Source organism: Sphingobium sp. (assembly GCF_032153725.1).
Taxonomy (GTDB): Bacteria; Pseudomonadota; Alphaproteobacteria; order Sphingomonadales; family Sphingomonadaceae; genus Sphingobium.
In genome coordinates this window covers 24,650-45,219 of record NZ_JALDYQ010000005.1, presented here as the reverse complement: position 1 = coordinate 45,219, position 20,570 = coordinate 24,650, and the positions used below count along the sequence as shown (strand labels likewise).

Genomic DNA, 20,570 nt, shown 5'->3' with positions numbered 1-20,570 from the left:
GCGGAAACCGGAACGCGGCGGGAATGGCGGAACGAGCTTCAGCGCCCGTCATTCAATTTTCTATCTGGACAACACAAGATAGAATAATTATCCACATTGACAAATTACAGGCCCTGCTTCGAAACCTGCCCCTCGCTTTTCCGTCCTTCGCCGCATGCGCTGCACGCGAGCGTCCGGGATCTGGGACCAGATCGATCGCAAAGAGGACAAGCTGCGGAATCACGCGGACCAAAATACAAAAGGGGAGGCTATGATGAGGAAATCATTCGCGACACTCATGACGGGTACGGCATTGTGCGTCGCCCATCCCGCGCTTGCCGGAGACGGCTTGCCTGGCGATGCGGCAACACCCTCCAACGACGATATCATCGTCACCGCGCGCAAGACGAGCGAAGCGATCAGCACGGTGCCCATGTCGATTTCGGCGGCGAGAGGCGAAACCCTGGAAAAGCGCGGCATTGCCAGTGTCGAAGATCTCGGCAAGATCGTGCCGACCCTTTCGACCCAGGTCGGCCTTTATGGCAACCAGAACTATAATATCCGCGGCATCGGCAATCTGTCGGATTCGATCGCGTCCTCGCCGACCGTCGCGATCTATGTCGATCAGGCCCCGCTTGCCTATTCGAACCAGGCGCAGGGCCTGACCTATGATCTTGAACGCGTCGAGGTTCTGAAGGGGCCGCAGGGCACGCTTTTTGGTCAGAACGCTACCGGCGGCCTTGTCAACTTCGTGCCGAACAGTCCCAAGCCGGCGTTTGGCGCCGGGCTGCGCGCCACCTATGCCAATTACAACACGCTCAATTTCGACGGTTTCGTCAATATTCCGCTGACCGACACCTTCGCCATCCGCGTTGCCGGCACTGTGGAATCGGGCGACGGCTGGCAAAAGAGCATCTCCCGCCCCGATGATCGCCTGGGCAAGCGCGACTTCTGGGCGGGACGCATCATGGCCAAATGGGACCCCTCGGATTCTCTGCACTTCCTGCTCAACGTGAACGGCTATTCGAACAAGAGTGAATCGCAGGCGCCGCAATATCTCGGCTTCTTTCCTGCGAGCGCAACCGGCGCGGCGCGCGTCAGGCCCAGTTTCGTTGCCGCCGACGCGCTTTATGCATCAGTCAACACGAAGAATGATCGCCTCGCCGATTGGGTTGCTGGCGTCGACTATGGCGGCAACACCCATCAATATCAGATATCGCTCAAGACCGAAGCCAATCTGAGTGACAGGATCACGCTGAACGCCATTACGAACTACGTCAAATATCATCAGTACATGATGATCGATACCCAGGGCGTTCCCTTCGTGTCCCAGCTTCAGCGGTTGCCCGGCGACATCAAGACCTTTTCCCAGGAACTTCGCCTGTCCGGCGAAGCCACCGATCGTCTGAAGTGGATGGTCGGCGCAAGTTACCAGAAGGACATTGTGACCAGCGGCAGCAACGCGACGGCCAACTTCTCCAATAACAGGGTGCCATTTTTCACGCCGCAGAGCTATTATGGGAACATCAATGCCGGACTGCCGCCGCAGCCGCTTGGCTTCTCCGATGTCTGGACGACCGATCCCGGTTACGTCACCTTCTCAACATATGAACATCACAATGTCAGGACCATGGGCCTTTTCGGCAGTCTGGACTATAAGGTCATGGACAGGCTGAGCTTTCAGGCCTCCGCCCGGTACACAGATTCGCGGAACAACTGGTCGGGATGTTTCAAGGATGCTGGCGACGGACGGCTGGCAAGGTTCGTCTCAGGCTTGCCGAACTTCCCGAACAATGCTGTGGTCGGAGGTTGCATCACCGCACTCGACAACGGTGTTTCGGGTATCGGCAATATTGCCAACTTCGTCCCCGCCACGGTTGGACTGGCGCAGATACAGCTGAAGGAAGACAATTTCTCCTGGCGTGCCGGCTTTGACTGGAAACCGGCGCCGGGCACGCTGGTCTATGCGAACGTCACCCGCGGCTACAAGGCGGGCACCTTCCCCCGCGTTCCCGCGCTCACCGTCGAACAATTGCAGCCAAGCCCGCAGGAGCAACTGACTGCTTATGAAGTGGGCGCGAAGAAAGAGTTCGGACGCACGCTGCAACTCGACGCCGCCGTCTTCTACTATGACTATAAAAACAAGCAGACGGTTGGAAACTTCCAGAGCGCTTTCGCCGGCAATCTCCCCGCGGCGGTGAGCGTGCCCAAGTCGCGCGCCATTGGCGTCGAAGGGAATGTCGTCCTGCGCCCGTTCCAGGGTTTCACCGCATCGGTCGGAGGCGCCTATGTCGACACCAAAATTCTCAGCCACGAGTTGAACAGCCCGAACGGCGGCACGCAGGCGGCGAGCGATCCATTGTCGGGCACGACTTTCGATCTGCGCGGCGTCGAATTCCCGACGACCTCGAAATGGTCATTGACCGGGGACTTCGAATATCGCTTCCCGATCAACGGCGCGACCCAGGCCTATATCGGCGCGAGCCCGCGCTATCGCAGCTCCTATATCACCGTCCTTTCCATCGATCCGCGTGTCCGGGTGCCGGGTTATGCGCTGCTCGATGTCCGGGCCGGCGTGGAATTCGCCAACGGCCGCTGGAAGGTGGAAGCCTGGGGCCGTAATGTCACCGACAAATTCTACATCGTGAACATCTCGCGCACCGGCGACGGTTTGAGCCGCATCACGGGACGGCCCGCCACTTATGGCGCGACCATTTCCTTCCGTTACTGATTGAGCCGCCACATGACCCATTCCCCGCCGCCGATCTGTTCGTCGTCGGTGGGGAATAATCCATGAACCAGGGAAGAATATTCGTGGCTACAACTGATGCCTTCATAGTCGGACTCTACGAACATCCGACCCGGCGCGCGGACGGATTGTCCCGCGCGCGCCTTCATGCCGACGTCGCGCATGGGGCGCTTGCCGATGCGGGCCTTACCATTCATGATGTCGACGGTTATTTTTGTGCCGCCGATGCCCCCGGCGTCGGCGCGCTCTCCATGGCCGAGCATCTCGGGCTCAGCAATGTCCGCTATGCCGACAGCACCGAAACCGGCGGCTCCTCCTATCTCTTCCATGTCCAGCATGCGATCGACGCGATCCGCGCCGGACGTTGCAATGTCGCCCTGATCACGATGGCCGACAACCAATTGGGGGACAAACGCGCCTTCGGACTGAGCGGGGTCGATATGCTGTCGGCCCCGGACATTCGCTTCGCCAGTTTCCCGCCGGCGCCGCTCTATGCGATGGTGGCCGCCCGCCATATGCACGAATATGGCACCACGAGCGAACAGCTTGCATGGATAAAGGTGGCGGCTTCGCATCACGCGCAGCACAATCCCCATGCGCTGCTGCGCGATATCGTCACGGTCGAGGAGGTGCTTGCCTCCCCCCTGGTCGCCGATCCCCTTCATCGCCTCGACTGCTGCGTGATGACGGACGGTGGTGGCGCGCTGGTGATCGCCCGCGAGGAAATCGCGCGGTCCACGGGCAAGCCGCTGGTCCGCATTGCCGGCTCGGGCTGTGCCATCGGCCACGCCAATGGCGGCCTGATCGATCTCACCCGCACTGCCGGCGTTCGTTCGGCAGCCGATGCTTTCGCGGAAGCCGGGATCGAACGCAGCGACATCAAATATGCGTCCCTCTATGACAGTTTCACGATCACCGTGCTCGTCCAGATCGAGGACATCGGCTTCTGCGAAAAGGGCACAGGCGGCGCTTTCGTCGCGGACGGCAATCTCATCTCCGGCGTCGGCAGGCTGCCGTTCAACACCGATGGCGGGGGGTTGTGCAGCAATCATCCGGGCAACCGCGGCGGTATGACCAAGCTGCTCGAAGCGGCGCGGCAGGCACGTGGCAGCGCGCACCCGGCAGTCCAGGTTCCCAATTGCGACCTGGCCCTGGCCCACGGCACGGGCGGCGTCATTGCCGGTCATCACGGCTCCTCCACCATCATTCTTGAACGGATCTGATCCATGGTTCCTGCGCCAGATGTCGAAGAACGCAAGGCTTATGACGAAGCGCTGATGGAAGGGCGCCTGCTCGTCCGCCACTGCAATGCCTGCGATGCGCATCACCATTATCCACGCAGTTACTGCCCGTTCTGCGGCAGCGGCGACACCGATTGGACGGTCGCGGCTGGAACCGGACATGTCTACACGCTCACCCGCTGGCGCCAGCGCGACAAGGTCGTCGTCGCCGCCTATGTCACTCTGCCCGAAGGACCCAGCGTCCTCTCCCTGATCGTCGGTGACGATGCGCAGGGGCTGACCATCGGTGACGAAGTCAGACTCGCAGCCACCCAAGGCAGTGGCTCGATGCCCAGCTTTGCCTGCACGAATGGGGAACAGGACCGCCTATCATGACCGACATGAGCGACAGCCTGCCTCCCGCGAGAGAATATGCCGGAGCGGCGGAGGCTCTGGCCTGGACCATCGATAACGTTGCGCCGGACGCATTGCCGGCCGATATCGGCCATGTCTGCGTGATCGGCGGCGGGCAGATGGGCTGCGGCATCGCAACCGCTCTGCTTGATGCCGGGCTTCAGGTCACGCTGATGGAAACCGAAACGGCGAACCTTGAGAGGGCCGCCGCCCGCATCCGCGCGAACTGGGCCAATCGCGTCAGGCGCGGACAGATGAGCGAAGCGGAGGTGGATGAACGAATGGAACGCCTGTCGGGCGTCACCGACCTTGCGTCAGCCCCACCGTCACAACTGTTCATCGAGGCGGTCTGGGAGAATATGGCGCTCAAGAAGCAGATATTCGCGCGCCTCGCGGAAATCGCACCGGCAGGGGCCGTGCTTGCGACCAACAGCTCGACGCTCGATATCGATGCAATCGCCGCCGTCACCAATCGCCCCGAAGATGTGATCGGCCTCCATTTCTTCAGCCCCGCTCATGTCATGCGCCTGCTGGAAGTGGTGCGCGGCGAAAAAACCTCTGGCCGCTGCCTTGCCACTGCGCTGGACCTTGCGCGGGCGCTGAACAAGGTGCCGGTCGTTGTCGGCGTCTGCTTCGGTTTCGTGGGCAATCGCATCTTTGCCGCGCGCGACCAACAGGCGTCGGTCATGCTGCTCGAAGGCGCCAGTCCCGCCCAGATCGACGATGCGATGACGCAATTCGGCTTTCCGATGGGACCGTTCGTGTTGCAGGACATGTCCGGCGGCATAGAACTGACCTGGCGACTGCGGCAGGAGACTGGCGAAACGGACGCGATCGGCGATGCGCTTTACGCGGCCGGTCGCCTCGGCCAGCGAGCGGGGAAAGGCTATTATTGCTATGAACCGGGCAATCGCGCACCCCTTTCCGATCCCGAAGTCGATGCGATCATTGCCCGCATCCGGGATCGGGCAGGCATTGAGCCGCGCGCGCTGACACAGCAGGAAATCATCGACCGGATGATCCTGCCGATGATCAATGAGGCGGCAAGAATATTGGACGAAGGCATCGCCCAGCGCGCCTCCGACATCGATGTGGTGTGGAATACCGGCTATGGCTGGCCACTCGACAAGGGCGGGATCACGTGGTTCGCAGACAGCATGGGCCTGCCGATGGTGGTCAGGCGTTTGCGCGACCTTGAGAGCAGGCATGGCGGCCATTTCACGCCAGCACCGCTGCTGGAACGACTGGCGGATCGGGGAGCCCGGCTCACCGAACTCCCGCAGGTTCGGCGCTGACCCGCCATGACCTCCGCAACCCGCTTTGACCGCTGGTGCGTCCAGCAACTCCTGGGCAGCCTGGTGGCAGGCGGCGCCATGAGCGCGCTCACTTTCCGCCTGACCTTCGGCGATATCGCAAGCGTTCCCGTCTGGGGCTGGCGAAATCTCGCCTTCGACGCCTTGCCCCAGAGCTTCATGGGCGCCGTCATGGGGGTTCTCGTGCCGGCGCTGGTCGCACGGCGCACCTTCGCGGGACGCCCTGCATCTTCAAGCGGCGCACCACCGATTCAGCTCCACCGCGTCAATCATATCATCGCGCGAGCGCTGCTTGCTGGCATCGCGGCCCTGCCGGTCGGCTATGGGATATGGGCGGGGGGCCTGTGGTTCGCAACGGTATCCGGCCTGCCCTTTGACCACGCGCTTTTGCTCAAGACCGCTTATGGCGGCGTGTTGAGCATGCTGTTCACCGGCTGTCTGTTGCGCGATCTGCGCCGCTCATTCCCCACCTAAGATCGCGGTGAAGCACCTCAGGAGAAGACATGGATTATCAAGTGACGAAAGCCGACCGCGCGCCCGTCCCTGCCGGTTATCACACCGAACCTCGCTATCTTGGGTATCGCGATGCCGATTATGCCAGGCCTTATGCGCATTATTTCAAGGAGCGGTTGATCCCGGTTCAGCCGCACATCAAAGAGGCGCTGACCAGCGGCCCCGTCTCCGGCGCCTATGGATCGCGCATTTCCACCGTCGCCGACGAGATGTCGAAACCGGGTTATCTGCACATGGAAACGGGCTATACCATTAACGACGATGGCCATCTGGTCATCGCCATTTTCACTGACATGCCGGGCGTGACCGCCGAAATGTGGGACTGGTGGATGTGGTGGCACGCGGTGGAGGCTGCGCGCTACAAGCTCTGGCATCCCGAGGCGCATCTCCTCGCCATGTATACCGAGGATCGCAGCCAGACCAAGGGGTTGACCGACCGTCAACGGTGGCAAGGCAATAGCTGCCACATTGACGAATATATCGGCGAGACGCGGTCATTCCTTCGCGCGGGCTTCCAGGATCCCGCAAAGATCGGCTTCGACCTCAGGCCCGGCGAAACCGTCATCACCGCTCGCGGCGGGCTGTCCACTGCGCCGCTTGGGGTTGCGTGGATGATCCATCATGTGCGGCCGACATCAAATGGTTGCGAAATGCGCAGCCGTTTCATTGCCAATGATTTGCGCATGCTGGCGCTGCCGATGCACTCGATGACATCGACCACCGGCAAGTTCCTGACATTGCCCGGCGTGCGTCAGCTGGCCGAATCCATCGTTCGAAACGTCAAGCCACCCCATAAACTGCATGAAATCTGCCCGTCGATGCTGTTCCACTGCGGAGCGGAGATGAACCATCTGGCGTCGTTCCTGCCACAACTCTACGCCGAATTTGCCGATCCCAACCGATAAATGGAGCGAATGCCTAGCCATCATGATGGCGGGCGGGTCTGCGCACCAGCCCGGCCAGCACACCGGATATCAGCAGCGGCACGGCATAGCAGAGGAAGACGAACAGCAGGCTGTGCCCCTGGCTGAGCAGATAGCCGCCAATCAATGGTCCAAAAACGGCCCCGAAGCGGCCCCACCCCGTCGCCCAGCCGATTCCCGAGCTGCGGATTGCAGTGGGGTACAGCATCGCCGAAAGTGAATAAAAGGCGCTGAACCCGCCTTGCAGGGCGAAGCCGATCAACATCGCGAGGACCAGCGCAAGCGGCAGTGACGTGCCCGGGAGGCTGAAGATGATCATGAACACCGTCGATGCCGTCAGGAAGGCGCAGATCAGCCAGCCGACCGGCAGGCGACGGGCCATCCAGCCGAGCGTCAGGCTGCCCGCGAAGCCGCCCAGATTGAGCAACGTGCCGGCGTAGAGCGCATCCTCCGGGGCCAGCCCGGCCTCGACGGCCAGCTTCGGTATCCAGCTGAGCACGAAATAGAGCACGCCGACGCCGAGGAAAGTCGAGGTCCAGAGTTGAAGCGTCGGTTTCCACATGCCGCGCTCGAAGAAGCGGCTGAACCGCACCTTGCGCGCCGCGGCTTCGATGGACGGCAGGCATTCGAACGGGGCCAGCCTCATCTGCGCCCTGATCCGGTTGAGCCGGGGCAGCGCGTTCGCCGGTTGCCGCCGCTCGAGATAGTCCGGTGATTCCGGCAACAGCGCGAAGACCACCGGCAATAACAGGCCGCTGATCACGCCCGCCGCTATCAGCGTAGCCTGCCATCCATAATGCGGGATTGCCCAGATCGCGGCGAAACCCGTCGCGACCGCGCCGAACGGATAGCCCCCCTGGAAAATGCCGATCGCGAAGGTCCGGTGGTCAGGCGGCGCGAACTCGCTCGTCATCGCGGCGACGCTCGCGAGCAGCGTTCCGATGCCGAGGCCCGCAATCACGCGCGTCAGCGCGAACGCCACAGGTGTCGCGACCAGCCCGGATGCAATCATCGCGACGGTGATGAGGATCAGTCCGACGAGGATCATCGGACGTCGTCCGAAGATATCGGCGAGGGGGGCAAGCAGCATGCTGCCCGCCATCATCCCCGCCAGCCCCGCGCTGAAGATGATTCCCAGCCCCTCCATGCTCACTGACCAGTCCCTGGCCAGCGAGGGCGCGATGAAGGAGACGATCAGCACGTCCATCCCGTCAAGCGCGTTGATGATCGAACAGATCAGCACGACCGACAGCTGCAAGCGGGTCCATTCGCTGCCGGGCGCCCGGGGTTCGCCCGCTACCGTTGAAACCATGCCGTCGCCTCCCCCCAAGCTCGCCTATTTCGGCGCCATGAGTTCCGGCACCATCGTTTTCGTCGCGTCGAAGACATAGCGCGGCTCGGTGACGCCGTGCAAATCGTCGAGCGTCGGCCACAGACCGGTCAGGTCCTCGTCGACCGGCTCGACGATCGCGCCTTCGACGATCATGGTCCGTCGCAGCCGTCCGGCGCCCGCGGCCAGGATCGCGCCGCCCCGTTTGCACGCCTCGCTACACAGATAACCCACGACCCACGCGATCCTGGCGGGCGACATCAGCTCGGCATGATCCGCCGGAATCGCCTTCTCCGACATCTGCGTGCGCGCATAGGGCGAAATGGCGTTGATCCGGATATCCGCCGGACGCGTCTCGCACTGGACGCCGCGCATCAGCCCGATCAGCGCCATCTTCGACGCGGCATAGATCGACAGGTTGGCCTGTCCGTAAAGGCCGGCCGCCGATGTGGTGACGACGATGCGGCCATAGCCGGCGTCGAGCATCGCGGGCAACGCGGCGCGGATGCCGTGGAACGTCCCCCAGAAATTGATGTCCATCATCCGCCGGGCTTCCTCCATTGGAATCTCCTGCACGGGCAAGCGCACCGTCGGGTTGATCGAGGCGTTGCACACCAGCGCGTCGACCCGATCGAAGGCGTCGAGCGCAGTCCGCACCATCGCGGCATTGCCCTCCGCCGTATCGATCGAATGCTCGTCCGGGATCGCACTGCCGCCATTCGCGCGGATTTCAGCCGCCACCGCTTCGGCGGCGGACGGCACGCCCGCATGGCGCCGGTTGTTCACCACGACGCTTGCGCCATGCGCGGCGAACCATAAGGCATAGGCACGCCCTATGCCACGCCCCGCTCCGGTGACGAGGACGACCCGGCCTCCAAAGTCCAGCCTCTCCGTTCTGCTCATGCATCGTTCCTGCTGCTATAGTTCATTTGCCCCGGTTTTCCAGCCGCGCCCAGGCATCGTCGGGCATCGCCGCGCGCCGGTCGACCAGATCGCGGACGAGATCGGCCTTGATCGCCTGCAGGCTCTCCACGTCCCATCCCGACGGTCGGGTGAAGGATCGCTCGACCTCGGGCGCGGACCAGAGGCCGATCTCCCCGCCGCCGGCTTGCAGGACCTGACCGTTCAGTGCGTCGAGCCCGTCGCCGCACAGAAAGGCGACCATCGCGGCGACTTCGTCGGGCTCGGGAAAGATCGTGTGCGCGAAGGGATGGGCGCCGAAGAAGGGCAGGCCGAAATCCGCCTCGAAGGCCTGGAACGCCGCATGGCTGTCCGGCCCGGTCATCCGCGTGCGGCAGGCGCGCGGCCGGATGGCGACGCAGCGTACGCCATAGCGACCGAGTTCGAAGGCTACCGCGCGGGTGAAGCCGACCACACCCTCCTTGGCGGCGGCATAGTTGGACAGTGCGAAGATGCCGAGCCCCGCATCGGAACTCGTGTTGACGATCACCCCGCTCCGCTGGGCGCGCAGGATCGGGGCGGCGTGGCGTACCGTGGTGAAACATCCTTTCAGGTTCACCGCGACGGTCAGGTCCCAGTCCTTCTCGCTCATCTCCGTGATCGGCGCGCGCCGCCCGGCGCCGGCGTTGTTCACGAGGATGTCGAGCCGGCCGAACCGGGCGATCGCAGTCTCGACGATCGCCTTGCCCCCTTCCATCGTCGCGACCGAATGGACGTCGGCGACCGCCTCCCCACCGAAATCACATATCTCGTCGGCCACCCGCTGCGCCCGATCGGGATCGCCAAGGCCCAGATCATTGACCACGACCCGCGCGCCGAGCCGCGCGAGCTGGATCGCTTCTGCCCGGCCAATGCCGCTGCCCGCCCCGGTGACGATGGCGACCTTGCCGTCGAGAGATATGCTGTCGTTCGTTTGCATCTGGTGTTCCGCCGCGGCCCGCCGTGATCGATAAGTCCATCGATGGTCGAGATCGCCCGCCAACGCCAAGACGCAGCAGACGCGGTTTTGATCCGCAACCATATGAAACAGGACGGAAGAATGGCTTATATTCGAGGGAGGATATTGCTTGGCCGATGATCGCGTCATGGCCGGCGTCGGGACATCGCGAGCCGCTGCCCGCCAAACCGGCACCGGATGCGGCATAAGGGAAGAACGTGGTTCATCTGTGAGCGGTGTGCTCGATAACAAGTCGACCCGGCTGCACGCTGCAATCCGGCTTCTCTTGGCCACCGGCTTATCGGCCGGACCAAGCTGAGCCCGCTACGGTTCAGCCGTGCGGGTTGGTTGGTCTTGGTGAAATTCGCCTATCATGGCGGGTAGGCGGATCGCCGTTTCGATCAGGATTTCCCGTGACTGATCGCCTTCAAGAAAGCCCACGCCTTGGCATCATGACACCGCCTACTGGCCATTTTCCGGACAACAGGTAATGTCCGTTTGGGTGCCTCTGGACCGAGCCACACCTGCGACGGGCGTTGTCACCTACGTCAAGGGATCCCATCAGTGGAATGCTTTCTATCCGATCGAGAATTGGTCGGACAATGAAAAGGACTGGTTGTCGAACGAGGGGCTGGGAGAAGAGAATCCCGGCGCTGGCGCCAGTTCAAGGCAGTTGCGTACAATAGCCGATATTCGCGACCATCCTGAAAATTATGAGTTTTGCACTTGGGACGTCGATCCAGGGGACGTCCTTATCCATCAAAAGGACACGATCCACGGAGCTCCGGGAAATCTTTCGCGGAACCAACGGCGACGAGCGATTGCCTTCCGCTTCCTCGGCGATGACGCCCGGTGGGATGAAAGCCGCGCGCAGATTTTTGGAGCTCTCAGGAACGTGCCGAACTTTCCGTATCCTGACCATAAGACCGGGGATCGGATCACGGCCCCCATATTCCCCCTACTCTGGCCGCGATAGGCCGTTGATTGCCCAGGCTATGGCTTTCAAATGGCCGGCAAAAGGGGCCGCCTGTCGGCATTGAACAGCGGCCTTATTTCGAGATTGTCCGAACTGACTTTGATGAGCGCTGTGCGTGCGGTGCAGGTCGGACCTGCCCGGCGGAAGGCGCGCAGCGCAAGTCTGTTCGAGCGACAGATGAGACTGGTCGCAGCGGTTCGCGCCAATTCGCTGCAAAAGTGCGGACCAAGGCCGGGACCGACCCAGTATCCGTCCATTAAGTTATTGAAAAATGTAAATAAATGGCGGAGCGGGAGGGATTCGAACCCTCGATACGCTTTTGACGTATACTCACTTTCCAGGCGAGCGCCTTCGACCACTCGGCCACCGCTCCGCATTGCACTGGAAGGCGGCTCCTATCGTGCGTTGCGGCGCTAGGCAAGGGGATGCTTTACATTCCTTTTGCTTCGGCGCTTGATCGGCCGATGCCGATCCGCTTGCCGACCCCGTTGACCGCTCTTTTGCTCGCATGCCGGCGCGGCGGGGGCCCTGAGGTTCTTTTTGGCGATCACGGGAAAAAGGCCGGAGCGATGATTATCTAGAGGTCGTTCCCGCAAGGATGGAGAAGATGGTCATGATCGTAGGCACCGTCAGGGAGATCAAGAACCATGAATATCGCGTCGGCCTGACTCCGGAGAGCGTGCATGAGTTGACCGCGCATGGCCATCGGGTGCTCGTGGAAAGCGGCGCGGGCGACGGAATCGGCGCTCATGACAGCCTCTATGCCCGCGCCGGAGCGGAGATAATGAACGATCCGGCCCAAATCTTCGCGGCGGCGGAGATGATCGTGAAGGTCAAGGAACCGCAGGCCGAAGAACGCGCCCTGTTGCGGCCTGACCAGATTCTATACACCTATCTGCATCTGGCGCCCGACCCCGACCAAGCGCGGGAGCTGATGGCGTCAGGCACGACCTGCATCGCCTATGAGACTGTGACGGATGCCAATGGCGGGCTGCCCCTGCTCAAGCCCATGAGCCAGGTGGCCGGACGCATGGCGATCCAGGCCGGCGCGACCGCGCTGGAGAAAGCGCATGGCGGGCGCGGCGTGCTGTTGGGCGGGGTGCCCGGCGTGCTGCCCGCCAAGGTCGCGGTGATCGGCGGCGGCGTCGTCGGCTTCAATGCGGCTCAGATGGCGGCGGGGCTGGGCGCGGACGTCACCATCCTCGACCGCAGCCCTGAAGTGCTGGAACGATTGGGCATTTATTTCGAGGCGCGGGCGAAGACGCGCTTTTCCAACCGCGCGAATGTGGCGGAATGCGTGGCGGAAGCGGATCTGGTGATCGGCGCGGTGCTGATCCCCGGCGCCGCCGCGCCCAAGCTGGTGTCCGCGGACATGCTCAGGACCATGAAGAAGGGCGCGGTGCTGGTCGATGTCGCGATCGACCAGGGCGGCTGTTTCGAAACCAGTCATCCGACCACCCATGACGACCCCACCTATATCGTCGACGGGATCGTTCATTATTGCGTCGCCAACATGCCGGGCGCCGTGGCGCGCACGAGTACCTATGCGCTCAATAATGTGACATTGCCCCACGCGTTGAAGATGGCCGATCTGGGATGGAAGGAAGCGCTGCGCGCGGACCCGCATTTGCTGGACGGCCTCAATGTCTGGAACGGGCAGATCACTTATCGGGCGGTGGCGGAGGAATTGGACCTGCCCTATGCCCCGGCGGAGCAGGCCCTGGGATAGGATGATTGCAGCATTCCGGCCATTCCAGGGCATTTCCCGTCCCGCCATCGTGATCACCACAATAATCATCCCCGCCTTTGCGGGTTCTCCATGCTCATTCGTCTGGCGGAATGTGGGGGCTGCTGATCCGCCCTGCCACGTACATTCCGCCGGAGAGAGGCATGGTTCCCGTCATGGTCGATCACACAGCTTCCGCCGCCTCGATCCGTAGAGGCATTTCCCGCAACAACGCCGCCGGGGCAGCATCGGCAGGGGGGCGGCGCTGATGCAGGGCGACATGATGAGTTGGCTGGTGCCGCTGGTCGCGATGCTGGCCGCGGGGCTGTTCGCCGGTTTTGCCGCCGGCATTTTCGGGATCGGCGGCGGCTTCGTGGTCGTGCCGGCGCTGTTCGTCGTGCTGCCGCTGCTGGGCGGCACGCATGATGCCGTCGCCCATGTCGCCATCGGCACGTCGGCGGCAACGATCATCGTGACGTCGATCCGCTCCCTCCTCGCCCACGCCAAGCGCGGCGCGGTCGAGTTCGAGGTGCTCAAGGCATGGGCGCCATGGATCATTCTGGGCGACGGCATCGGCGTCTTGCTGGCGGGTCATGTCGACGGCCGCATCCTGACCATGATCTTCGCGGTCGGCGTGTTCCTGATGTCGCTCAATTTCCTGCTGCCCAAAGTGGGCGGCAAGGTGATCAGCGACGAAATGCCCTCCGGCATCGCGCGTGTCGGCATTGCGGGGGGGCTTGGCACCTTTTCCGCGCTGCTGGGCATTGGCGGGGGCACCATCGCCATCATGGTGATGACGCTCTGCGGCCGCTCGATCCATCGCGCCATCGCCACCGCATCGGGCATCGGCACGCTGATCGCCATCCCCAGCGCCATCGGCTTCGCGCTGATCGGCCTGAAGGAAAGCGGTCTGCCCTGGGGGTCGCTGGGCTATGTCAACGTGCCCGCGACGCTCGCCATCGCCTCCATGTCGATCCTCACCGCGCCGCTGGGCGTGGCGGCGGCGCACAGCCTGCCCGCCGCGTTGCTGAAGCGCGTGTTCGGCGTCTATCTCGTCATCATCGCTTTCGTGATGCTCCGCAACGCTATCAAGATGCCTTAATCCGCATCGGGATCGCGGAAATTGAGTCGGCGGGTGACCGTGTAATCCAGCACGCCGACCAGAAAATAGCTGATCCATTGCTTGATCAGGGTGGGCAGGCTGCGCTGGGCGCGATGCGTTTCCAGCGTGACCTGTCGGCTTTCCCCCGCGCGCTGGTCGATGAAGGCGCGCATCGCCCGCGCAAAGCCCGCATTCTCCACCCGCAGCATGATCTCCAGATTGAGGAACAGGCTGCGCATGTCGAAATTGGCCGATCCAATATAGACGGCGTCATCCACTACGATCAGCTTCATGTGCAGCTTGCAGGGCTGATATTCCCAAATCTCCACCCCCCGCTTGAGCAGCGGGCCATAGAGCAGCCGCGCCGCCGCGACGGTCGCGCCATTATCGGATTTCGAAGGCAGGATCAGGCGCGACCCCTTGCGCCGCGCGGCATAGGCAAGACGCTTCAGCATGCCCCTCCCCGGCGAGAAATAGGCCTCCACCATGTCGAGCCGGCGCGCGCGCTCCAGATCGTGCTTCACCAGTTGCGCCCAGGGGCTGAGGCGGCGGGTCGGGCCCCCGATCACCCAGCGCATCGGCTGGCCCTCGTCATGGGAGCCGTGCCAGTGGCGGACCATGCGCCGCAGCGTGCGGAAGCGCTGCTTGCGGGTCGACACCCAGCGCCAGAGCTGGCTGTACCAGCTGGTCATCGCCTGCACCTGCGGCCCTTCGACCAACAGGCCAAGGTCATGCCAGCAATCCTCGGCCGGAATGCCGAAATAGCCATCCTCGACGTTGAAGCCACCCATCAGCAGCCGCCGATCATCGGCAATCGCCAGCTTCTGGTGGTTGCGGATGAGATAGCGCATGGAGCGCCGCGCGCCGAAGCGGCCGAAATGCCCGCCAGCAGCCACCAGCGGATCGAAAAAGGCCAGCGGCGTGGCGCCCGAACCGAAGGCGTCGATCATCAACGTGACCGCCACCCCCCGCGCCCGCGCCGCGATCAGCCGGTCGAGGATCAATCGCCCGCTGCCATCGGCGGCAAAGATATAATAATAAAGTTTCAGGCTTTCCTGCGCGCCGTCGATCAGGTTCACCAGCGCCTGCCGCAGCGCCGGTCCCGTCTCGATCACGCGCAGCCGGTTGGCGTGCAGCGACAGGCTGATCTGCCCCTCGCCCCGCCCCGGCTCTGCCTGCCTGATGCCCGCCATGTTCCGTTCATGCCTGCATTCGGGGCGGCTGACCATGACTTTCATGGGCTTTTCATTGACTCGCGGTGCCAGCGCTGTTAGGCGCCCATTTCACGATTTTTCACTGGTTGTTCAGGAGCGCCCGCTTGGCACGCGTTACCGTCGAAGATTGCGTCGACAAGGTTACCAACCGTTTTGACCTCGTTCTGCTTGCCGCGCAGCGCGCCCGTGAGATTTCGGGCGGCGCCGAGCTGACTCTGGACCGCGACCGCGATAAAAATCCGGTCGTCGCCCTGCGCGAGATCGCGGAAGAAACCGTCCTGCCGGTGGATCTGCATGATTCGCTCGTCGCTTCGCTGCAAAAGGTGCAGATCGACGACGACGACACGCCGGACGAAATCGGTTCGATCGCCCAGTCGGCGGAGGCCCTGCGCCTGACCGCCGCCGCGCCGCCGCGCAACCAGAATATCGGCGGCGACTACGACGGCTGATCCGTTCACCGGTTTGGAGAGGGAATGAGGCCCGGGCTGCACAAGCGGTACCGGGCCTCGATCTGTTCGGGCGATTGGAATTCAGCCCAGGATTGTGGTTGGCCAAAACCGGCCACTCCTTCGACCCACTTCCCACCCCGGCGAAATCCCGTTAAGCCCCGGCAATGGCTTGCAGTCCCGTGCCGATAGCGCGTTCGCTTTTCGTCTTTTCAATCTTTTACGGCGGCATGGTCTGCATTGCGGGCGTGCTGGGGAACAAGCAGATCCCGCTGGGGCCGCTGTCCGCGATCGGCCCGGCTTTCGGCCTTGGACCGTTGGCGGTGGAGGCCGGGATATTCGCCTTCCTGCTGCTGGTGGCGATGTCCAGCGCCGTCGCGGAACTGCATGGCCGCGCCGTGGCCAATCGGCTGGTGCAGGTCGGTTTCCTGCCGCTGATCGCCTCCATATTGCTGTCGATCGTCGTGCTGTCCGTCCCGGCGGCGAGCGACATGGACCCGGCGCGACGCGATGCCTTTGCGCTGATGATGGGCGGCACGCCCCGCATCTGGCTGGGCGGGATCATCGCCTACGGCATTTCGCAGACGTTGAACGTGACCCTGTTCGCTGCGCTCAAGGGACGGGAGGGGAACCGCCTGCTCTGGCTGCGCTCGGCGGCAGCCAGCACCCTGTCGCAGATCGCGGATACCTTGCTCTTTGTTTCCATTGCCTTTTACGGTGTCTTCCCGATCGGGGAGCTGCTGTTGGGACAGATGCTGGCGAAGGTCACGCTGTCGGCCATTCTCGTGCCGCCGGTCATCTATGCGCTGGTGGCCCTGGGGCGGCGGCTGGACCGCTAACTTGCGGCGGCGCGCATAGTGGCTTATGCGCCCGCGCATGAACAGCAAGCACGCCCCCGATCCGGCGCTCCTCGCCAAGGCCGAAACCCTCGTGGAGGCGCTGCCCTATATGCAGCGATATGCGGGCAAGACCTTCGTGGTGAAATATGGCGGCCACGCCATGGGCGATCCCGAGGCGGCGCGCGATTTCGCGGAAGACGTGGTTCTCATGAAGGCGGTCGGCATCAATGTCGTCGTCGTCCATGGCGGCGGGCCGCAGATCGGCGCGATGCTGAAGAAGCTGGGGGTCGAATCGCAATTCATCGGCGGCCTGCGCGTCACTGACAAGGAAACCGCGCAGATCGCGGAAATGGTCCTCGCCGGATCGATCAACAAGGAGATCGTCGGCTGGATCACCGGCGCAGGCGGCCGCGCGGTCGGCATTTCCGGCAAGGATGGCGGCCTTGTCCTGTGCGAAAAGGTGCTGGGCAAGCGCGAGGCCGACCCCAATTCGGGGATCGAGCGCAATGTGGACCTGGGTTTTGTCGGCGATCCGGTGAAGGTCGATCGCCGCATCCTCGACACGCTGTCGCAGGACGGAATCATCCCCGTGGTCGCGCCGGTGGGCATTGGCGCGGACGGACATACCTATAATGTCAACGCCGACACCATGGCGGGGGCGATCGCCGCGGAACTGGGCGCGTCGCGCTTCTTCCTGCTGACCGATGTGGCGGGCGTGCTGGACAAGCAGGGGCAGCTGATGACCGACCTCAATCCCGAGACGATCCGGGGACTGGAGGCCGACGGGACGATCAGCGGCGGCATGATCCCGAAGCTGGAAACCTGCGTCCGAGCGGTCGAAGGCGGTGTGGATGCCGCCGTCATCCTGGACGGACGGGTGCCGCATGCGATGCTGCTGGAAATCTTCACTGATCGCGGTGCGGGCACTTTAGTGCGCCGGTAGGGACACTGCGCGGTTTTGGGCCATAATGGGGCATCGATAAGATCCTTCCCCACCCATCCTTGCCGCTACTCCATTCAAATCTCTTGCTATGGCTTGTCCCGCGCTGCCGCCCTCGGCTAGAGCGAAGGCCCATCAAATCGGAGACTGCATGGCCTACGCCCTCTATCAGATCATCGTCATCCTGCTCGATGTGCTGTGGTGGATCATCATCATCCAGGCCATCATGAGCTGGCTGATCGCCTTCAATGTCGTCAATCTTTCCAATGATTTCGTCCGTACGGTGATGGTGGCGCTGGATCGCATGACGGCGCCGATCTACAATCCGATCCGCCGGGTTCTGCCTGATCTGGGGGCGCTGGACCTGTCGCCCATGGTCGTGCTGCTGGGCATTCTCATCATCCGCCAGGCCATATTGCCACCGCTGTTCGGGCTGGTGTGACGGCCTGGGTCCGGGATGGCGACGATCTGCTGCTTTCCGTCCGGCTGACGCCGGGCGCGGCGAGGGAGGAGATCGGCGGCGTGTGGACGGATGAAAAAGGCGCGGCATGGCTGAGCGCGCGGGTGCGGGCGGTGCCGGAAAAGGGGAAGGCCAATGCGGCGCTGATCGCACTACTGGCGAAGCGGCTGGATTGGCCGCGCAGCGCGATTTCGCTGGAATCGGGCGACACCAACCGGCTAAAGCGGCTGCGGATCAAGGGCGGGGGCGAAGCGTTGGCTTTTTTGCGGCTTTCCGCCATTATCAGGGAACGGGGTGAAGCATCATGACCATCGGCAAGATCATTGACGGCAAGGCCTTCGCCGAGACGCTGCGCGGCAAGGTGGCGGATGGGGTGAGCGCTTTCATCGCGAAGACCGGGCGCAAGCCGGGCCTGGCCGTGGTGCTGGTGGGCGAAGACCCGGCCAGCGCCGTCTATGTCCGCAATAAAGGCAAGATGACCGTCGCCGTGGGCATGGAAAGCATGGAGTTCAAGCTGCCGGCTTCCATCGGTGAGGAAGAACTGCTCGATCTGGTCGAGGAGCTGAATGCGGATGAGCGGGTGGACGGCATCCTCGTCCAGCTGCCATTGCCCGCGCATATCAACGAAGCCGCGGTGATCGGCACGATCGATCCCGCCAAGGATGTGGACGGCTTCCATGTCGTCAATTCGGGCCTGCTGGCGACCGGGCAAGAGGCGCTGGTGCCCTGCACGCCGCTGGGTTGCATCATGCTGCTGAAGGATGAGCTGGGCGATCTTGCCGGCATGGAAGCGGTCGTCGTCGGGCGCTCCAACATTGTCGGCAAGCCGATGGCGCAGCTGCTGCTGGCGGAAAATTGCACCGTCACCATCGCGCACAGCCGCACCCGTGACATCGCCTCGGTCGTGCATCGCGCCGACATCGTGATCGCGGCGGTGGGTCGGGCCGAGATGGTGAAGGGCGAATGGATCAAGCCGGGCGCGACCGTGATCGACGTCGGCATCAACCGCGTCACCGATACAGAGGACGGCAAGAGCCGGATCGTCGGCGACGTCGCCACGGCGGAGGCCTTGGCCCATGTGCGCGCGATCACCCCGGTTCCGGGCGGGGTCGGACCGATGACCATCGCGGTGCTGCTGCGCAACACGCTAGTGGCGGCGCATGCGCGGGCCGGGATGGCGAAGCCGGAGGGGCTGTGAAGGCGCGCGCCGCGTTTCTTGTCCTGACGTTTCTGGCCCTGGCCTTTCCTTCATCGGCGGCGGCTCGCCCGCCGATGCGCTATCAGCCTGATCCCAGTTCCGTTTTCGCCGCCGAGATCGCCTTCAACCGGCTGGTGCGGCAGAAGGGGCAATGGACCGCGTTCCGCGAGACGGCGGCGGAAGAGGCGGTGATGTTCGTGCCGCAGCGCGTGCTGGCGAAACAGTGGCTGAAGGGCCGTGCCGATCCGCCCGCTTCGGTGAGCTGGGCGCCTTCCACCATCTACGTGTCCTGCGACGGCAATCTGGCGGCCAGCACCGGCGGCTGGAAACGGCAGGACGGCTCCGTCGGCTATTTCACGACCATCTGGCAGCGGGACAAGAAAGGGGGCTGGAAGTGGATCATGGACCATGGCGATAAACTCGCCGTCGCCCGTGAAGCGCCGGAGTTCCTGGTCGGCAAGGTCGCGACCTGCAAGCGGCGCGGACCGGACGGGGAAGCGCCTCCGCCGGGTGGCAAGCCGGGAAAGGGCGACATGCCGCCCGCGCCGAAGGATGACAGCCTGAGCTGGACCGCCGATGTCGCCACGGACGGCAGCCGCCGCGTGACCGTGCGCATGTGGAACGGCGCGGACTATGAAACCGTGATCGACGACAAGGTGGCGGCCGGGGGATGACGGAGCTGTTCATCTCCGCCTTCGTCACTTTGTTCGTGGTGATCGATCCGCCGGGCTGCGCGCCGATCTATGCCAGCCTGACCACTGGCGCGACCATGGCGCAGCGGCGCGGCATGGCGATCCGCGCGGTCGGCATCGCGGCGGGCATTCTTTTGCTCTTTGCGCTCTGGGGCAAGCAACTGCTCGGCCTGTTGGGGATCGAACTGCACAGCTTTCGCATTGCGGGCGGGATCATGCTGTTCATCATCGCCATGGACATGGTGTTCGAAAAGCGTACCCAGCGGCGCGAGGACCGGGCGCAGAAGATAGCCGAAACGCCGGAAGTCGAGGATGTGTCGGTCTTTCCCATGGCGATGCCGATGATCGCCGGGCCGGGATCGATCGCCACGGTCATGCTGCTGATGTCGCGGGCCGAGGGGCTTTCCGAACGGTTGGTGGTGATCGGCGCGGTGGTGGTGACGCTGCTGCTGATGCTCGGATCGCTGCTGGCGGCGGGGCCGATCATGGCGCTGCTCGGCGCCAAAATAGAGGCGGTGATCACCCGGCTGTTGGGCGTGTTGCTGGCGGCATTGGCCGCGCAGTTCGTGATCGACGGGCTGAAGGCGAGTTTTTAGGGCCACATGAAATCCTCCCCATCTCATCGATGGGGAGGATTGG

At 63.4% G+C, this 20,570-nt stretch carries 20 protein-coding genes, 1 tRNA gene and 1 pseudogene; 17 read left to right on the top strand and 5 right to left on the bottom strand.

Annotated features, from left to right (window positions below):
• Positions 1 to 253 precede the first annotated feature (253 nt).
• From RUH75_RS03330 to RUH75_RS03305, 6 genes are all read left to right on the top strand, one after another.
• A complete protein-coding gene (locus tag RUH75_RS03330; protein WP_313802161.1) occupies positions 254 to 2,710 on the top strand; it encodes a TonB-dependent receptor domain-containing protein in 2,457 nt (818 codons plus the stop codon).
• Between the two features lie 83 nt (positions 2,711 to 2,793).
• Entirely contained in the window at positions 2,794 to 3,951 is a 1,158-nt protein-coding gene (locus RUH75_RS03325; protein ID WP_313802160.1) for a thiolase domain-containing protein, read from the top strand.
• Between the two features lie 3 nt (positions 3,952 to 3,954).
• Entirely contained in the window at positions 3,955 to 4,344 is a 390-nt protein-coding gene (locus tag RUH75_RS03320; RefSeq protein ID WP_313802159.1) for a Zn-ribbon domain-containing OB-fold protein, read from the top strand.
• Entirely contained in the window at positions 4,341 to 5,657 is a 1,317-nt protein-coding gene (locus RUH75_RS03315) for a 3-hydroxyacyl-CoA dehydrogenase NAD-binding domain-containing protein (protein WP_313802158.1), read from the top strand. Before RUH75_RS03320 ends, RUH75_RS03315 begins: the two co-directional genes overlap by 4 nt.
• A 6-nt stretch (positions 5,658 to 5,663) precedes the next feature.
• A complete protein-coding gene (locus RUH75_RS03310) occupies positions 5,664 to 6,149 on the top strand; it encodes a hypothetical protein (RefSeq protein WP_313802157.1) in 486 nt (161 codons plus the stop codon).
• Between the two features lie 29 nt (positions 6,150 to 6,178).
• Positions 6,179 to 7,093: a DAPG hydrolase family protein gene (locus RUH75_RS03305; RefSeq protein ID WP_313802155.1), complete on the top strand. Its 915-nt coding sequence runs from the start codon at positions 6,179 to 6,181 to the stop codon at positions 7,091 to 7,093.
• 13 nt (positions 7,094 to 7,106) lie between these two features.
• Here the strand turns inward: RUH75_RS03305 and RUH75_RS03300 are convergent, their stop codons facing one another.
• Genes RUH75_RS03300 through RUH75_RS03290 form a run of 3 tightly spaced genes read right to left on the bottom strand, consistent with a single transcriptional unit; the run spans position 7,107 to position 10,320 of the window.
• Positions 7,107 to 8,423, bottom strand: coding sequence for an MFS transporter (locus RUH75_RS03300; protein ID WP_313802154.1), 1,317 nt, complete (start codon positions 8,421 to 8,423; stop codon positions 7,107 to 7,109).
• A 24-nt stretch (positions 8,424 to 8,447) separates the two neighbouring features.
• Positions 8,448 to 9,344 carry an SDR family NAD(P)-dependent oxidoreductase gene (locus RUH75_RS03295; protein ID WP_313802153.1) on the bottom strand — a complete coding sequence of 299 codons (897 nt, stop codon included), beginning with the start codon at positions 9,342 to 9,344 and terminating at the stop codon, positions 8,448 to 8,450.
• 22 nt (positions 9,345 to 9,366) lie between these two features.
• Entirely contained in the window at positions 9,367 to 10,320 is a 954-nt protein-coding gene (locus RUH75_RS03290) for an SDR family NAD(P)-dependent oxidoreductase (RefSeq protein WP_313802152.1), read from the bottom strand.
• Positions 10,321 to 10,786: 466 nt separating this feature from the next.
• Here RUH75_RS03290 and RUH75_RS03285 point away from each other — a divergent pair.
• Positions 10,787 to 11,314 (top strand): annotated as a pseudogene (locus tag RUH75_RS03285) (phytanoyl-CoA dioxygenase family protein); the annotation flags it as partial.
• A gap of 282 nt (positions 11,315 to 11,596) precedes the next feature.
• Here the strand turns inward: RUH75_RS03285 and RUH75_RS03280 are convergent.
• A tRNA-Ser gene (locus RUH75_RS03280) sits at positions 11,597 to 11,687 on the bottom strand.
• 240 nt (positions 11,688 to 11,927) lie between these two features.
• Here RUH75_RS03280 and ald point away from each other — a divergent pair.
• Both ald and RUH75_RS03270 read left to right on the top strand, forming a co-directional pair.
• Entirely contained in the window at positions 11,928 to 13,043 is a 1,116-nt protein-coding gene (gene ald / locus RUH75_RS03275) for an alanine dehydrogenase (RefSeq protein ID WP_313802242.1), read from the top strand.
• 265 nt (positions 13,044 to 13,308) lie between these two features.
• A complete protein-coding gene (locus RUH75_RS03270; RefSeq protein WP_313802151.1) occupies positions 13,309 to 14,142 on the top strand; it encodes a sulfite exporter TauE/SafE family protein in 834 nt (277 codons plus the stop codon).
• Here the strand turns inward: RUH75_RS03270 and RUH75_RS03265 are convergent.
• The gene (locus RUH75_RS03265) at positions 14,139 to 15,335 is read right to left on the bottom strand and encodes a cardiolipin synthase B (protein ID WP_313802149.1); all 1,197 of its coding nucleotides are present in this window, start codon (positions 15,333 to 15,335) and stop codon (positions 14,139 to 14,141) included. The genes RUH75_RS03270 and RUH75_RS03265 overlap by 4 nt on opposite strands.
• Positions 15,336 to 15,460: 125 nt before the next feature.
• Here RUH75_RS03265 and rpoZ point away from each other — a divergent pair, with 125 nt between their 5' ends.
• From rpoZ to RUH75_RS03225, 8 genes are all read left to right on the top strand, one after another.
• On the top strand, positions 15,461 to 15,805 hold the full coding sequence (rpoZ, locus tag RUH75_RS03260) for a DNA-directed RNA polymerase subunit omega (RefSeq protein ID WP_007688625.1): 345 nt from the start codon (positions 15,461 to 15,463) through the stop codon (positions 15,803 to 15,805).
• 164 nt (positions 15,806 to 15,969) lie between these two features.
• Positions 15,970 to 16,641: a queuosine precursor transporter gene (locus tag RUH75_RS03255; RefSeq protein WP_313802142.1), complete on the top strand. Its 672-nt coding sequence runs from the start codon at positions 15,970 to 15,972 to the stop codon at positions 16,639 to 16,641.
• A gap of 25 nt (positions 16,642 to 16,666) precedes the next feature.
• Positions 16,667 to 17,584: an acetylglutamate kinase gene (gene argB, locus RUH75_RS03250; RefSeq protein ID WP_313802141.1), complete on the top strand. Its 918-nt coding sequence runs from the start codon at positions 16,667 to 16,669 to the stop codon at positions 17,582 to 17,584.
• 148 nt (positions 17,585 to 17,732) lie between these two features.
• Positions 17,733 to 18,023, top strand: a complete 291-nt coding sequence (locus RUH75_RS03245; RefSeq protein ID WP_007688568.1) for a YggT family protein — start codon at positions 17,733 to 17,735, stop codon at positions 18,021 to 18,023.
• A complete protein-coding gene (locus RUH75_RS03240) occupies positions 18,020 to 18,349 on the top strand; it encodes a DUF167 family protein (RefSeq protein ID WP_313802138.1) in 330 nt (109 codons plus the stop codon). Before RUH75_RS03245 ends, RUH75_RS03240 begins: the two co-directional genes overlap by 4 nt.
• The gene (folD, locus tag RUH75_RS03235) at positions 18,346 to 19,239 is read left to right on the top strand and encodes a bifunctional methylenetetrahydrofolate dehydrogenase/methenyltetrahydrofolate cyclohydrolase FolD (RefSeq protein ID WP_313802136.1); all 894 of its coding nucleotides are present in this window, start codon (positions 18,346 to 18,348) and stop codon (positions 19,237 to 19,239) included. The genes RUH75_RS03240 and folD overlap by 4 nt, the downstream gene beginning before the upstream one ends.
• Positions 19,236 to 19,913 (top strand): hypothetical protein, encoded by a 678-nt coding sequence (locus RUH75_RS03230; RefSeq protein ID WP_313802134.1) that lies wholly within the window; start codon positions 19,236 to 19,238, stop codon positions 19,911 to 19,913. Before folD ends, RUH75_RS03230 begins: the two co-directional genes overlap by 4 nt.
• The gene (locus RUH75_RS03225) at positions 19,910 to 20,527 is read left to right on the top strand and encodes a MarC family protein (protein WP_313802132.1); all 618 of its coding nucleotides are present in this window, start codon (positions 19,910 to 19,912) and stop codon (positions 20,525 to 20,527) included. Before RUH75_RS03230 ends, RUH75_RS03225 begins: the two co-directional genes overlap by 4 nt.
• The last annotated feature ends 43 nt before the right edge of the window (positions 20,528 to 20,570 follow it).